Source organism: Chitinophaga sp. (genome assembly GCF_035538455.1).
Taxonomy (GTDB): domain Bacteria; phylum Bacteroidota; class Bacteroidia; order Chitinophagales; family Chitinophagaceae; genus Chitinophaga.
In genome coordinates this window covers 15885-30330 of record NZ_DATLKJ010000197.1, presented here as the reverse complement: position 1 = coordinate 30330, position 14446 = coordinate 15885, and the positions used below count along the sequence as shown (strand labels likewise).

At 45.8% G+C, this 14446-nt stretch carries 18 protein-coding genes and 1 tRNA gene; 9 read left to right on the top strand and 10 right to left on the bottom strand.

Annotation, left to right across the window (positions count from 1 at the left end; all coding sequences use genetic code 11):
* Nucleotides 1-331 precede the first annotated feature (331 nt).
* Both VM802_RS23745 and VM802_RS23740 read left to right on the top strand, forming a co-directional pair.
* On the top strand, nt 332-517 hold the full coding sequence (locus VM802_RS23745; RefSeq protein WP_325535305.1) for a hypothetical protein: 186 nt from the start codon (nt 332-334) through the stop codon (nt 515-517).
* Nucleotides 518-860: 343 nt separating this feature from the next.
* A complete protein-coding gene (locus VM802_RS23740; RefSeq protein ID WP_325535303.1) occupies nt 861-1391 on the top strand; it encodes a hypothetical protein in 531 nt (176 codons plus the stop codon).
* Here VM802_RS23740 and VM802_RS23735 read toward each other — a convergent pair.
* Together VM802_RS23735 and VM802_RS23730 are read right to left on the bottom strand one after the other, a co-directional pair.
* A complete protein-coding gene (locus tag VM802_RS23735) occupies nt 1388-2011 on the bottom strand; it encodes a hypothetical protein (RefSeq protein WP_325535301.1) in 624 nt (207 codons plus the stop codon). The genes VM802_RS23740 and VM802_RS23735 overlap by 4 nt on opposite strands.
* Nucleotides 2012-2516: 505 nt before the next feature.
* Nucleotides 2517-2600, bottom strand: a tRNA-Leu gene (locus VM802_RS23730).
* A gap of 135 nt (nt 2601-2735) precedes the next feature.
* Between VM802_RS23730 and VM802_RS23725 the strand changes: the two genes are divergently transcribed.
* The 3 genes from VM802_RS23725 (at nt 2736) to VM802_RS23715 (ending at nt 6311) form a co-directional block, all read left to right on the top strand.
* The gene (locus VM802_RS23725) at nt 2736-3290 is read left to right on the top strand and encodes a TetR/AcrR family transcriptional regulator (protein ID WP_325535299.1); all 555 of its coding nucleotides are present in this window, start codon (nt 2736-2738) and stop codon (nt 3288-3290) included.
* A gap of 106 nt (nt 3291-3396) precedes the next feature.
* Entirely contained in the window at nt 3397-4641 is a 1245-nt protein-coding gene (gene fabF, locus VM802_RS23720) for a beta-ketoacyl-ACP synthase II (protein WP_325535297.1), read from the top strand.
* A gap of 68 nt (nt 4642-4709) precedes the next feature.
* Nucleotides 4710-6311, top strand: coding sequence for a beta-N-acetylhexosaminidase (locus tag VM802_RS23715; RefSeq protein WP_325535295.1), 1602 nt, complete (start codon nt 4710-4712; stop codon nt 6309-6311).
* Nucleotides 6312-6332: 21 nt separating this feature from the next.
* On the opposite strand, the gene VM802_RS23710 is transcribed toward VM802_RS23715, so the two are convergent.
* From VM802_RS23710 to VM802_RS23700, 3 genes are all read right to left on the bottom strand, one after another.
* Nucleotides 6333-6707: a DoxX family protein gene (locus VM802_RS23710; protein WP_325535293.1), complete on the bottom strand. Its 375-nt coding sequence runs from the start codon at nt 6705-6707 to the stop codon at nt 6333-6335.
* 60 nt (nt 6708-6767) lie between these two features.
* A complete protein-coding gene (locus VM802_RS23705) occupies nt 6768-7364 on the bottom strand; it encodes a Crp/Fnr family transcriptional regulator (protein WP_325535291.1) in 597 nt (198 codons plus the stop codon).
* A gap of 61 nt (nt 7365-7425) precedes the next feature.
* A complete protein-coding gene (locus VM802_RS23700) occupies nt 7426-7800 on the bottom strand; it encodes a DoxX family protein (RefSeq protein WP_325535289.1) in 375 nt (124 codons plus the stop codon).
* Between the two features lie 181 nt (nt 7801-7981).
* On the opposite strand from VM802_RS23700, the gene VM802_RS23695 reads away from it, so the two are divergent.
* On the top strand, nt 7982-9166 hold the full coding sequence (locus VM802_RS23695; RefSeq protein ID WP_325535287.1) for an acetyltransferase domain-containing protein: 1185 nt from the start codon (nt 7982-7984) through the stop codon (nt 9164-9166).
* 108 nt (nt 9167-9274) lie between these two features.
* Nucleotides 9275-9520, top strand: a complete 246-nt coding sequence (locus VM802_RS23690) for a GlsB/YeaQ/YmgE family stress response membrane protein (RefSeq protein WP_325535285.1) — start codon at nt 9275-9277, stop codon at nt 9518-9520.
* A 95-nt stretch (nt 9521-9615) separates the two neighbouring features.
* Here the strand turns inward: VM802_RS23690 and VM802_RS23685 are convergent, their stop codons facing one another.
* From VM802_RS23685 to VM802_RS23670, 4 genes are read right to left on the bottom strand one after another with little or no spacing between them, the layout of a single operon-like run.
* A complete protein-coding gene (locus tag VM802_RS23685; protein ID WP_325535283.1) occupies nt 9616-10131 on the bottom strand; it encodes a hypothetical protein in 516 nt (171 codons plus the stop codon).
* A gap of 25 nt (nt 10132-10156) precedes the next feature.
* Complete coding sequence (locus VM802_RS23680) at nt 10157-10498, bottom strand: hypothetical protein (RefSeq protein ID WP_325535281.1); 342 nt, start codon at nt 10496-10498, stop codon at nt 10157-10159.
* Between the two features lie 15 nt (nt 10499-10513).
* Nucleotides 10514-10855: a hypothetical protein gene (locus VM802_RS23675; protein ID WP_325535279.1), complete on the bottom strand. Its 342-nt coding sequence runs from the start codon at nt 10853-10855 to the stop codon at nt 10514-10516.
* 30 nt (nt 10856-10885) lie between these two features.
* Nucleotides 10886-11635 (bottom strand): hypothetical protein, encoded by a 750-nt coding sequence (locus VM802_RS23670; RefSeq protein WP_325535277.1) that lies wholly within the window; start codon nt 11633-11635, stop codon nt 10886-10888.
* Between the two features lie 292 nt (nt 11636-11927).
* Here VM802_RS23670 and VM802_RS23665 point away from each other — a divergent pair, with 292 nt between their 5' ends.
* Both VM802_RS23665 and VM802_RS23660 read left to right on the top strand, forming a co-directional pair.
* Nucleotides 11928-12881 carry a hypothetical protein gene (locus VM802_RS23665; RefSeq protein WP_325535275.1) on the top strand — a complete coding sequence of 318 codons (954 nt, stop codon included), beginning with the start codon at nt 11928-11930 and terminating at the stop codon, nt 12879-12881.
* Between the two features lie 24 nt (nt 12882-12905).
* A complete protein-coding gene (locus VM802_RS23660) occupies nt 12906-13400 on the top strand; it encodes a YdeI/OmpD-associated family protein (protein ID WP_325535273.1) in 495 nt (164 codons plus the stop codon).
* Nucleotides 13401-13520: 120 nt separating this feature from the next.
* On the opposite strand, the gene VM802_RS23655 is transcribed toward VM802_RS23660, so the two are convergent.
* Entirely contained in the window at nt 13521-14435 is a 915-nt protein-coding gene (locus VM802_RS23655; RefSeq protein WP_325535271.1) for a helix-turn-helix domain-containing protein, read from the bottom strand.
* Nucleotides 14436-14446 lie beyond the last annotated feature (11 nt).

Below are 14446 nucleotides of genomic sequence, written 5' to 3'. Positions count from 1 at the left end.
CGTTCGTTGTTATGATGAATGGGGACGTTTATGTTAATACTAACTAGCTAATATCTGTGAACAATCTGGTAATTTATATCAAATGTAAACGTCCTGAAACCCTCATATTTGTATTAGCATCTGATATGAACCCTGTAGTATAAAATTATCACATGCTGACCATGCGAGGAAACCGATAACGCTTATGTCGCCTTGTTTCTGTGTATTCTGTCACCGGGCGTATTATTCCATCTCATAATATTTTCTGATACTGGCATGCTGTTGTGGTATTCACGACAATGATTTCGTATGCCTGCTACTATAGTTCTTTTCACCAATTAAATATATAACCATGAAAAAGAAGACCGAAAAAAAACTGGGCCTGAAGATGATCAGAGTTGCCCAGTTGAACACGAACGGCGCACAGCAGGTTCAGGGTGGATACCTTTCCAGAACTGGTCCTGCTGGTCCGCCAACTGCGCCTCCTGATCCTTGCCAGTCAGGGACATGTACGGTTGCGTGTCCTCACGGATGGTGATTGATTATTGATTATTGTAAGACGAGGAAAGGCTACAATTTTGTAGCCTTTCCTCGTCTTAGTATCTGGCTTACAGCTGCTGTAAATATTATTCGTATATAAAAAAGTACGTCTCCAATTCTAAGGTTTACAACTTATTCTGGTGCACTGGAATGTACTTTCCAGAAACCATTTCTACATGGCCGACTACTGAAATGCTGTAGAGGAGGGCTCAGTAATGAGAGTGTATTATAGACGCAGGAGTAATGCCTATTTTTAGTTAGCAGTGAACATTTTATTTTTTATCAATAAGAGCCACCGACTGGCATTGTTTCTATTGTAGAGTATAATAAACCTCAAAATAATGAGAAAAATCTACCCTCCCCAAATCATGGTATGTATCATACTGATAGTATCAATTTTAATATCAGGAAAGCTATATGCACAAGTGTACGCCAATGCCCAAACCAATGGCGTAACTGGGTTATGTCTTCTTTGTGGCGTCAGTGATTCTAACAACCCTGTTGATGGCACCAGTTTCAATGATTATTCCACCTTCAATATTACAGTTGGTCTGTTAGGCACCTCCGTCTATCAGACGTTAATATTTCCCACTGCGAGTTCCACCGGTTGCGATTCGCTGATTATTGGTATTGGTAGCGGTAATACCATCCTTTCTGTTAATCTTCTTGCCGGTCTCACCGTGCAAACTTTTAATGGTAGTACACCAAATAACGACATTCATTCTGCTGACAGCATAAACTTTGTTTCGCAAGGTAAGCTACTGCTCAATGTTATTTTAACACGATCAAAAGTGCTGGCAGGTTTCAGCCACAACATAGGTAAAAAAGCCTTCTATGCATTTGAAATGACTAGTCGTGGGATATTAGCTTAGCTTTTCGCTATGAACTGCAGGTCCTGTAATTTTTCCCGGACAATATGAGGTTGCCGTTGCAATAACTCGGCAACCTTATCTACTCTTTCGAATTTGAGAAATGCTCTGGACATTATTTCAATCTCCCGGGGCAACCATTCTTCATAGGCCCGTGGGTAGTTTTTTCTTAACTCCAGTTGTTGCTGGGTAAGACCTGATGTATCTCTTTTAGGAAGGTTGTCAACAGCTTTGCGTGCGAGTGTAATCAGCCTGTCAATTTCTGCTTCAGGCAACTTGGGAGTATGTGTTGTTTCTGCTGTTTTCTCCTTATGCTTGTTTCTTATTTCAGCTAGTTTTTCATCGGACATACGTATAAAACGCCACTCGCCACCGCCGGTTGTTGATGCAGTAAACTGACATTGGGGTATTAGGCCCAGCAGAGCATCATCCTTCAGTTTCCGCAGAAATGAGCGGAAATGTAGTCCCCGATGGCGGTCTTGCTCTACAAGGTTTCGTTTTGCCAGGTAATCATATAAATCAGTGCTTCGCACCTCCATATAGTTATAATTAATACGGAAATAGTCCTGTATAGCATTCGCAATCCTGATAGCTCTTTGAAAATCTTCTTGGCTGCAGCGCATCTCTAAAAAATTTTGAGATAAAACAGGTAGTATGGGAAAATAGGCAGCAGGACATCTTGATATCCTTCGTGAAACTGTAGACTAATTTACAGAATTATTATTTTGTTGCTGGCGCGAAATGTATCATGATTATGATAAAATGAACTTTCAGTACTTAATAAGGCATTATTAACTCAGCTTCTCCTTAAAGAAATTGCACTCTGCTGGTGAAAAGAAATGCGTTGCCAGCTATGTTTTAGGTTTACTAAAACTACCGGCTCTCTGTATATTACCTCATTTTTGGTGAGATCTTTTTACATGCTATGGCATTTAAAAAATAACAGTAGAGAAGATATGAAGCGCTAGGTTGTTGGTTCGATTTTCCCTGAAAAACTCGTTTTTGACGGAATCAATTACCGAACCGCTCGACTTAACGAAGCCGTTAAGCTAATATATATGCTGGACACGGGTTTTACCGAAAATAAAAATGGACAAACCGAAGTAAATCTCGATTTGTCCACTTTAGTGCCCAGAACTGGATTCGAACCAGCACACCCTTGCAGGCGCTGCGACCTGAACACAGTGCGTCTACCAATTTCGCCATCTGGGCAACTGATATTGTGTCAGGGGGTGCAAAGATAAGCAGAGTTTTATATTCTCCAAATTTTTTTGAGAAACAGTTTAATGTCTATATTTGCATACTTACTAGTAGGTAAGTATTTTGCTGTCTGTCAACACTTGAAGAATGTCCGAAACAAAAGATAAAATCGTGGAGCTGGCTGATCATCTCCTGCGCGTAAAAGGGTTTAATGGCTTCAGCTATAAGGATATTTCCGATCCGTTGTCACTGAAGAACGCTGCCATCCATTACCATTTCCCTGCCAAAGCAGACCTTGGCGTGGAAGTGATAGACCATGAGCTGACTAAGTTCGCCGGTCAGACGAAGCGGTGGCAGTCGTTGCCTGAAGATGAACAACTGGAAAAACTCATCGGCGTTTTCCGGAAGCATTGCCAGGATAAGAACATCTGTCTTATGGGCTCACTGGCATCCGACTTTGAAACGCTTTCTCCCGAAATGCGTGTAAAAGTGCAGGAGCTGGGGAAACGCATACTCGCCTGGCTCACCGGCTGCCTGGAACAAGGCAGACATAACAAACGTCTCCATTTTAAAGGCGAGGCCAGCGACCGCGCATTGATGATCATGACCAACCTGCAGTCGTCCTTGCTGATGTCAAGAGTATTGGGGCCGCAGGTGTTCAACAGCATCTCCACGCAGCTGATGAAAGATCTTAAAAAATAGGTTTTAGCTTTCCCGCTGTCATCGTCATACGAAATATTGGATGCGTTGATAGCAGAAAGCAGGAAACTATTTCACTCATAAAAGCTAAAACCTAAACGCTACAATTATGAAAAGAGTTGTTATCACCGGACTAGGAGCAGTTACACCGCTGGGCAATAATGTAACATCATTCTGGAACAGCCTGGTGGCTGGCGTCAGCGGCGCTGCCCCCATCACACGCTTCAATGCGGAACGCTTCAGAACCAGGTTTGCCTGCGAACTGAAAGGATACAATCCCGCCGATACGCTCGATAAAGCAGATATCCGCAAAACAGATCCCTTCACACAATACGGACTTACCGCAGCAGCTGAAGCAGTTGCTGATTCCGGCATCGACTTCAGTAAAATGGACCCCTTTGATAGCGGTGTGATCTGGGGCTCCGGACAGGGGGGGATGCAGACATTTGAAGAACAGGTAACGGAATACGTAACCGGCGATTATAATCCGAGATTCAGTCCTTACTTCGTTCCCAAGCTTATTACCAACATGGCTTCCGGCATGATCTCGATGAAGTATGGACTGATGGGCATCAACTATACTACGGTGTCTGCCTGCGCAACCTCCAATACCGCGTTCATGGATGCATTGACCTACATCCGTCTTGGCAAAGCTAAAGTGATGATCAGCGGCGGATCTGAAGCGCCTATCACACCTGCGTCTGTGGGCGGTTTCTGTGCAATGAAAGCGATGTCTGTAAGAAATGATAACCCCGCTGCAGCCTCGCGCCCGTTTGATGTTTCCCGTGACGGCTTCGTGATGGGAGAGGGCGCCGGCGCTCTGATACTGGAAGAGTATGAACATGCAAAAGCAAGAGGGGCTAAGATATATGCAGAACTGGCTGGCGCAGCGATGACCGCAGATGCCTATCATATGACAGCCACACATCCGGAAGGACTTGGTGCTTATCAGGCTATGAAGCTCGCATTGCAGGATGCGCAGGTCAATGTCAACGAGGTGGATTATCTCAATGCACACGCCACTTCCACACCGGTGGGTGATCTTAGTGAGATCACTGCCATCACGCGGCTTTTCGGTGATGCGTCCTCACATCTGCATATCAGTGCTACCAAGTCGATGACAGGTCACCTGCTGGGTGCTGCCGGTGCTATTGAGGCGATTGCATGTATCAAGAGTATCGAAACCGGCCTGGTGCCACCCACTATCAATACAAATGAGCTGGACCCTGCCATTCCCGCAGGAATACAGCTGCTGCTACACAAAACGCTGGAGAAAAAAGTGGATGTAGCTATCAGCAATACGTTTGGTTTTGGTGGACATAACGGCATTGTGGTCTTCAAAAAAATTCAGTAGAAATAGATAACGGATTTGAGTACTTTGTCGGTCATCACAGTGACAATGACAGCTAACAACATCCGTTTATGAAAGCATTCCATCTTGGCCTGCTGTTGCTGATTGCCGGTCTCCAGGGCTTTGCCCAGCGCATTTGCCCGGTGATCCCTCTGCCGCAGCAGGCTTTGAATAAGAAAGAAACATGCACGCTCAATGGGCGCACGCTTATTATCGCCAGAGACGCGATTTTCCAGTCGCAGGCTATCTGGCTGCAACAGGAGCTGCAAAAACGCTTTAATATCAATACTGCTGTTGGTATGAGGGGCAAAGTCTTTACGATTACACTTCAATCCAATAAAGCACTTACTAACCCGGAAGGATATACGCTTTCGATGAGTAGCACCGGAATTACTATCAGCGCATCATCTCCGGATGGCGCCTTCTATGGCGCCGTTACGTTGTTACAGCTTGCGGGAGCAGCGAAGAAAAATGATAATGCATTGGTGCTCGACTGCTGGAATATCAAAGATGAACCGCGTTACGCATGGCGTGGGTTGATGCTGGATGAATCCCGTTTCTTCTTTGGTAAAGAGAAAGTGAGGTCGCTGCTTGACTGGATGGCTTTCTATAAGCTGAACCGCTTCCACTGGCACCTTACAGATATGCCGGGATGGCGTTTAGAAATAAAGCAATATCCGTTGCTTACCACTGTAGGAGGTATTGGCAACTACCATGATTCCAAAGCGCCCGCCACCTGGTATTCACAGGAAGATATAAAAGAGATGGTTGCTTATGCACGGCAACGTGGTATTACCATTATCCCTGAGATTGATATGCCCGGACATGCCGGAGCTGCCAACAGGGCTTACCCTGAATTTGATGGCGGTGGTACGCCGAAGTACCCTTCCTTTACTTTCAACCCCGGCAGGGAAGGCACTTACAGCTATCTTACCAATATCCTGAGAGAAACCCGCTCCTTGTTTCCGTCCGGCCTCATACATCTCGGTGGCGACGAAGTGACCTTTGGTAACAAAGGTTGGGATACCGACAGTGGCATTGTCCGGCTGATGCGTGATCAACACCTGAACAACCGCAAAGAGGTAGAAGATTATTTTATTCAGCGGATGGCTGATTCTGTACTGGCTATGAACAGTAAAGTGATGGCCTGGGACGAGATTGCCACGGCTACATTGCCGCCGGACAAAACTATTGTATGCTGGTGGCGACAGGAAAAACCGGAGAATCTGCAAATGGCGCTGCATAAAGGTTATGCGGTGGTGTTATGTCCGCGCCTGCCTTTTTATTTTGACTTCGTACAGGACAGTACGCACAAGATCGGCAGAAGATGGAAAGACGGAGAAATGAATGAGTTGAGGACTGTGTACAATTTTTCCGCCACACAATTACCGGGCATAAAAGAGCACAGCGACAGGATATTGGGTGTGCAGGCATGTATGTGGACAGAAACTATTTCTAATAGCCAGCGGCTGGATTTCATGTTGTTCCCACGCCTGGCGGCTCTCGCTGAAACTGCCTGGATACCGGCTGGCAGCGGGGATTTCAACCAGTTCACTTCCCGTTTATCATCTCACTTAAAATTATACCAGCAAAACGGATTATACTATTTCGATTATTTCCATCCGGAAAAACATACCGAAACCGGAAAGGCGGTAAAGGATTATATAGATTAAAATAGCTGTCAGCTATAACAGCTAAAGGCTGAGTGCTGCAAACCTCATATACGCGACAAATACGCCCATACAGAACAGCACAATATTAAAAGTTACAGATGCGAACTCTTTCCTGCGGTAATGTATTCTTACGGCAAATATCATAATGATAGCAAAGCAGAGAGAGGCCACCGGGGTGAGTACCGGCAGTACCCGGATAGCCCAGGGAACAATGATGCCGACGGCACCCAGTATCTCTGTAATACCAATGAGCCTGATTTCAGGATATGTTAAGTTGGCTACACCTGTTTGTCCTACACTCATCAGTTTTTCCCGCTGCTGGGTAGATTTCATGATGCCGGAATAGAGGAATGTGGCGGCAAGGAAGGCTTGTAATGTCCAGAGAAGCGTGTTCATAATACTTTGTTTTTGTAGAACAAAGTTGCAACCGTGTCCATTCAGTTCCTTTGACAATTGTCAAAAAGTATGACTGGCCCTTATTCTGCTCAGCGTTTCCTGTGTAATGCCCAGATAGGATGCAATCATTCCCAGCGGTACGCGCTGGATGATGGTGGGATTGATGTTCATCAGTTTAGCATAACGCTCCTTTGCTGTGGCGAAGTGGAGGTCATCGAAACGTTGCTGCATCTGTACAATGCCGGTGCTGAGGAGTAGTCTGCCAAAGCGCTCGATCTCATGACTTTCATCATACAGCCGTTGCAGATCATCGTATCCGATGCGCCATAGCACGGCATTTTCCAGTAGTTCGATGGTGCGTATATCAGGTCGTCGCGTAATAAAGCTGACGATTGAAGTGGCAATGGTTTTCTCTGTGCTGATCCAGTCAGTGATGTCTTTCCCGTCTTTGATGTAATAGGTTCTCGAGAGCCCTTTTTCGATGTAGTATAAATAGTTGCAGGTGGTGTCTGGCCTGACCAGTACTTCACCTTTCGGCAGTTCTGTCCGTTCGAGGATGCCGGCAAAGGCAAGTTTGCTGTCTTCAGACAGTGTGATGAATGCTTTTACAGCATCGAAAAAATCATTCAGTGCAGGATCATATGGCAGTTGTTGCATGTGACGGTGTAGGTGTATCCGGCATAAATATAACTCATTTCACATCTTGCGCAACACGAGATCATGCCTGTGCTTTCCCTCTTTTATGATACAGAAAGTAGGAGCCAAAAAGCAGTGCATAGGCGAGGATGAAAGTGCAGAGGAGTGCAACATCCGGCCCGGAGGTCATCAGGCCGGAATAGAAGGCGCCGGTGAGATCAAAGAAGAAACCGGCATAAGCCCATTCGCGTATCCTGGGGAAGCCCGGCACCAGTATGGCTACCACGCCCAGCAGTTTAGCGACACCAAGGAAAGGCAACAGGTATTGGGGATATCCCAGCTGTTTGAAAACGGCGACGGCTTCCGGAGATGACATAACGTTCGGGATAGCGGAGAACGTCATACCTACTGCAAGCAGAATGGTTAAGATCCAGTAGAAGGTGTTTGTCTTTTTCATATAGATGATGTTTTGTTGTTTGTTTAGGTGGATGATGTAAAATTATATGAGGGGGGCTGTTTACCCGGGTTGGTTATGCGACAATATCAGGGGGGTGTTGCGACTATTGTAAGTTTTTCTTGTTAAGAAGTCATAACTTTATAGTGATCAAATAAACGCTTCTTTCATACAAGTGTCAACCATGAATTCCTCCATGCCTTACAGGGTTAAGTCTGTCGATATTTTACGTGGTTTGGTTATGATTATAATGGCGTTGGACCATACACGTGATTTCTTTCACGAAACCGCTATGACAGCTGACCCCCTCAATCCCTACACCACAACGGTGGCATTGACGCTCACACGTTGGATTACACATTTCTGCGCCCCGGTATTCGTTCTTTTATCGGGATTATCGGCCTACCTGGCCTCGCAGAAGCGAACGCCATCCGAAGCCGGTAACCTCCTGGTAAAGCGGGGCATATGGCTGGTAATAGTCGAAGTGGTGATCATTACCCTGGGCATTACTTTCAATCCTTTCTACAGTGTGATCATTCTACAGGTAATCTGGGTGATCGGCTGGAGTATGGTGTTACTGGGCATCGTCAGCAGATGGTCGCATAAGGCGGTATTGATCGTTGGTGTTGTGCTTTTCTTTGGGCATAATATCCTGGATCATATAGCATTGCCTGAAAGCGGCGTTGCCAATGTTGCCTGGAAGATGCTGTTTACGGCAATGGCTACTGTTATTCCGGTAACGCCACGTCTTATGCTGCTGGACTTGTATGCTATACTGCCGTGGACGGGTGTGATGTTTATGGGCTACAGCATGGGTAAATTATTTACGGCTGCCTATCCGCCGGAGAAGCGACGAAAGGTGTTGCTATATGCGGGTTTATCGCTGATCGTGCTGTTCTTTGTGCTGCGCTTTATCAATATTTACGGAGATCCGTCTCCCTGGCAGCATCTGTATACGCCCATACGTACAGCTTTCTCCTTTTTCAATGTAAGTAAGTATCCGCCATCGTTGCAGTATTGTTGTATCACGCTGGGGCCTTCATTGGTATTGCTTTCCTGGCTGGAGCGTGTTAAATCCCGGTGGGCGGACGTTGCATCCGTATATGGTAGTGTGCCGTTCTTCTATTATGTGCTGCATTTTTACCTGTTACATATTTTGCTGGTGATGGTGTTCTATGCTACCGGACATCATAACAACCAGATTATAGACGCCAACTCTCTGTTCTTTTTCCGCCCGGCTGTTTTTGGATATGGCCTGCCCGTCGTATACGCGATATGGTTAGGGGTAGTATTTGTATTATACTTTCCCTGCCGCTGGTTCAGTAATTACAAGAAGCTGCATCATCAGTGGTGGCTCCGGTATGTGTAACGCTGCCGGCTATACGATTATGATCATGCCGGATCAGAGACGGACAAAGAAAATTGGCGGTCTTTTGTAAAAGTTGTATTTTCAGGATCGCACTAAAATAGTTCTCTTATGTCATGGTTATGGACTATCATCATCGGCGGTATTGCCGGTTGGCTTGCCGGTAAAGTAATGCGAGGTGAAGGATTTGGTGTGATCATAGATATCATCGTGGGTATTGTTGGCGGTTGGCTGGGAGGCTGGCTCTTTGGCGTGCTTGGCCTGCATTGGGGTGATGGAAAACTCGGTGCATTGATTGTCGCCTTTATCGGAGCCGTGATCCTGATCTGGCTTCTTCGCCTGATCAAGCGGGGTTAATTCCTTCAACAAGATTTTGCAACAACGCTTCCGTGGCTTACTACGGGAACCGGATTGTATTGCTAATAGCTATCAGCTATTAGCAATACAGCAAGTTATTTTATCTGCTTCACCGCTTCCCTGAACTGTCCGGGGTTCCTGTTGTACAGCTTTTTCAGTTCATAGGAGAAACCAAGTACCGCACCTGGAAATACCTCTACCAGGGCGTCCATCAGCGGGTCTTCGCCATTCTTTCGTTTCACCGGCAGTTGGTATATTTTGCCGGTATTATCGCCCACCATCATGCTTTCCTGTGGTACGCCATTCATTCTCAGGATGTGTTGGTAAATCCATACTACATTCGATGGCGTTTCTACAAGTTCCAGCAGGCGGCTGTCGTTGCGTGTTTTAAAGGATGTTGCCAGTAATGTTATTGCAATGAGCACCAGTGCAAAACTGATAGCCACAGCCCATCCAGGCGGCTGAATGCCGGTCTGTGTATAACGGAGATAGCATCCTCCGCCTACAAGAACGCCCAGCAGAAACATGCCAGGCACATAGTACCGGTTGGTCATTTTAGTACCGGAGAGCTTTTTCCGGATGCGTTCAAGAACAATTGTTTTACTGTCCATAACAGTTGGGGTGAATATGAAGAATTTATTTCAGCTTAAAGTATACAGCCAGTCCTGCGATCACGGCTATGATCAATAGCCATGCGCCATAGCGTTGTATGAAGGTGAGACCGACGGTGGCCTGCTCTGCACGTGCCTGTGTCAGCAATGCTGTGGGCCAGTACTTCTTCTTTACATACTTGTGGCAGGAGTCGCAATACACCAGTGCCCGTGTACTGTGGGTCTTTAATATTTCCAACCCTAATATTCCGGTAGCACTGATAACATGGTCTATGTATAATGTTCCGTTGGTGGCCTGACAGTGAGGGCAGCCCTTTACGACAACCGGAAGACGCCTGACAGGCGCTGTAATCTCGATGCTTCTCATGTTGCAGCAGTGATTTTATTGATCTCGTAATCTTTTTCTGTGCAGGTACTGTCTGATGCCGAGGAAGATCATAAATACTCCGAAGGCAGCCATCAGTGTAGGAAACAGCCATATACCGGCTATATCATAACAGAGCTTTTCAAGGCTGTTCATCCTGATAGTGCCACCTGTCTCGATCCAGTTTAGCATCTCCTTGTATCTGAACCAGGCAAAGGCAATACTGCCTAACCCGAAAAGCGCGAGTATGATCAGAGGCGACCAGATATTTTTGGAGCCACTGTTCACATACTCATAGTCGCTTTCGGCATGCGGATTGGACCACTTTATTTTGTTTTGAGGTTGTTTTTCCTGTTCCATGTTGTGCAGTTTGGAAATGATAAGCGATAATTATTTTTCCGGACGTTTGATGTCTGATATTTTTCCGGGTGAAGAGTTCTCTGTTCTGGGCAGTTCAAAGAAGTACCTGTATGTTATCATACTATTGCGGGATATGATAATGGGTTGAGTGCCATAACCGGTGGTTTCTTTTTCCAGGTCTTCCCAGAATCCGTCTTTAAAATCAAATACGGGCTTTTCGGCTGTACCAATCCGGCTGGCATTTCCCTGTACTACAAAAATGCTGTCGCCATCCACTTTCACTACTTTGAACAATGCATATACCTGGTTGGTGGTGGTGGCATAGCTGGCAGTTCTAATCAGTGTACCGCCGGTATTGCCATATATTATATCTCCGGGTTGCGGGGATGTGACATACTTTGTCATTCGTTCTTCGAACGCCTGCTTACTGGCAGTTCTTTTAGCGGTAAGAATAACACCTGCTATATATCCTACCACAAAAAGAGACGCAATCACAATCAGACCTCTCCAGAGCCGGAGTGGTGTTTTGATGCTGCTTTTGATGGCTTTGAAACGTTGGGATAATTCTTTGTTCCACTTTAGATTGGGGATCCTCTTGTCACAACGGTCGCACCATGCCTCGCCTATTTTGGCGGAGGGCACCATAGGGCCAAACCACCATATATAACGCTGGCTTACATGAATGTGGATACCTCCTTTTTCTTTACAAAGGGGACAAGTAACATCCGGGCAATGTTCGGTTTTGTGGTCTAAGGTCCGGATCTGGTAAATAATAATCATAACTGGCTGACTGGATTTTTTTCTCGAACTAAATGTTCTAAAGGGTTAAAGGCGGCAAAGATAATAGTTCCAGCCAAGGCCCCTTAACATTTTATACAGAGCAATACCCCAAAGATAGCCGCGATCCTCGTATTATGGCATTTAAGGACATCTACTAATTATCTACAAGTAAACATTTTCTGTATCTACAAGGTATCTATCTTGAAATTCATTATTTTGATAATCAGTTATTTAGATGGTAGATCAACAGAAAAATATTTCTGTCATATCTTTATCGGGTTATCACCTTATTATGAAGCATGTGAATTTTTCGACAGCCCCGTTGGTTTATCTGATCGCGCTTGCATTTACCCTGGCAAGCTGTAAAAGTAGTCGGCTGATCGGCGCCAATGAGGCGAATATCAGCGGTAACTATTGCGCTCCGGCAACCCGGTACAATTACGATCCGGGTAGTATACCGCTGAGGAATACCGATTCGCTGCTGGCTGCAAATACAGATATGCCTGTACGCGAATTGGCGATGGCCAATGCTGCGGGAGTGCTTCTGCTGGTACGCAGTCTTCGTGGCATCGCGCAGGATTCTTCGGTAGAAGGGCGTCTCCGCAGGATGGAGATCGGGTCGGCTATACAACATCGTATCCTTACTGCTTCTGTGGAGATGGATGGTATAGCTGCTGAACTGGACTGTGAGGGTGAGCGGGCGGATCAGCTGGCCCGGTTTCTTGACGATTACAATAACAAAAGGAATACAAAGCTTACGGTGGCTTCGATTATTGTGGGGGCCATCACGACTATTGCGACTGTTGCCATCAAGGAAAATGGTCCGCAAAATGCGGTGGCCATCGGTGGCGGATTGCTGTCTGCCGGCCTGGGTGCTATGACCATCAATGCCGCACGTAAGAAAATAAGCCTGCAACACCCGCGTAATCTCCTGTCCGATATATGGTATGCGCCCGACAGTTCTTCCTTGTATCCTCCTTTTATCTGGTACGTACTCAATGAAAAACATTTCAGCAACAGCGGGCAGCTTTCGCTTATACAGAGTATCCGGAAACGCTGGCTGGAATTTGACCTGGGGAAAAAACTGAGTCATGCAGATGAACAGCTGTACTTCGGGACAGGTGGTATCTATAAAGCCGATAACCTGCATACCCGCGCGGCTATGCTCAATGAGCTGCAATCTACTGTACGTTCTATCAGCCAGGATCTGCAAGGTTTGCTGGAATATCTCACTCATTATCGCTGATTCTTTTACTACTTTTATGGCAGTATGGAACAATTGCCGCTAATAGATAAAGACCTGCAGCTGGAAAAATTTCAGGGTAAAGGAGGGTGGACCTTCGTTCGCCTCGCCGACATTCCGAAAGATAAAAGTAGTTATTTCGGTGGGCGTAAAGTCCGCGGGTTTATTGATTCCTATGAACTAAAACAATATACGCTTATGCCGATGGGCAAAGGTGTGTTGTTTCTTCCGGTGAAAGCGGAGATACGTAAGAAGATAGGAAAGCAGGAAGGTGATTATGTACGGGTGATATTGTATGATGATACCAGCGGGAAGCTGGAAATTGTGCCGGAAGATTTTACAGAATGCCTGAAAGACGAACCCGCCGCCTGGAACGCCTTTAATCAATTGTCCTCTACCGAGCAGCAGGAATGCGTCCGCTGGCTACTGGAGGTTTCCGTCAATGAGGTGAGAATTCAACGGATGGCGGATGCTGTCAACCACCTGGCCGCTGGCCGGAATTATAATGGAACCCGCAAATAGCTGTTCTTCATAAAACCCGTGATACTTTTTCTCCGGTAGCTCTCTTCTTAAGGAATTGTAAATTGAACAGCCGTCAAAATCTCCTCTAAGAAAGGATTTTGACGGCTGTATGATCATTTATCAGTTGAAGGACTGCCGGAACTCCAGTGGTGAAAGATTGGTTTTTGTTTTGAATAATTTGCTGAACGACTGCGGATGTTCAAATCCGAGTTCATAGGCAATCTCACTTACGGATAGGTTGGTGGTGGACAATTTTTCTTTAGCTTTTTCCATCAGTTTGTCGTGTACATGTTGTTGTGTACTTTTTCCTGTCAGTACTTTAAGAAGTCCGCTCAGATAATTAGGCGATACATGGAGGTTTTCGGCAATGTCCTGTACCGTAGGCAACCCTTTTGTTGCCAGGCTATCACTATTAAAATAGTCTGTCAGCAATGCTTCCAGCCGGTTCAGGATCTTATGGTTGGAGATCTTTCTCGTAATGAACTGACGATGATAAAATCTTTCCGCATAAGTGAATAGTAGTTCGAGCTGGGCAATAATGATGGGGTGACTGAACTCGTCTATATTAGCATGATATTCCCGTTCAATATTTTGCAGGATGGCTGAAATAGTGGCTTCTTCTTTCTCGGAAAGATGCAGCGCTTCATTTGCCGAATAGCTGAAGTATTCATATTGCCCGATGGTTTTTGCCAGCGATGTATTCCACAGAAAATCAGGATGGATCAGCAGTAACCAGCCTGTGTGCTGAAGCGCCTCATCTGTTTCAATAGAGAATATCTGGTTGGGCGCAATAAAGAACATTGTGCCTTCATTGAAATCATATTGCTGCTGGCCATATCTTATTTTACCGCTGAAGTTCCGTTTCAGTGCCACCGCATAATAATCCTGTATAAAGGTTTTAGGCTCATCGCTGCTGAGTTGTTTGATCATCTCAAAATTGACCACACTGATCAACGGATGTTCCGGCTTCGGCAGATTCCTGAGCTGATGATATTCGCTGATCGTTTTTAGTTTAAATGGTTGTACGCCGGCCATATCATAAGGTA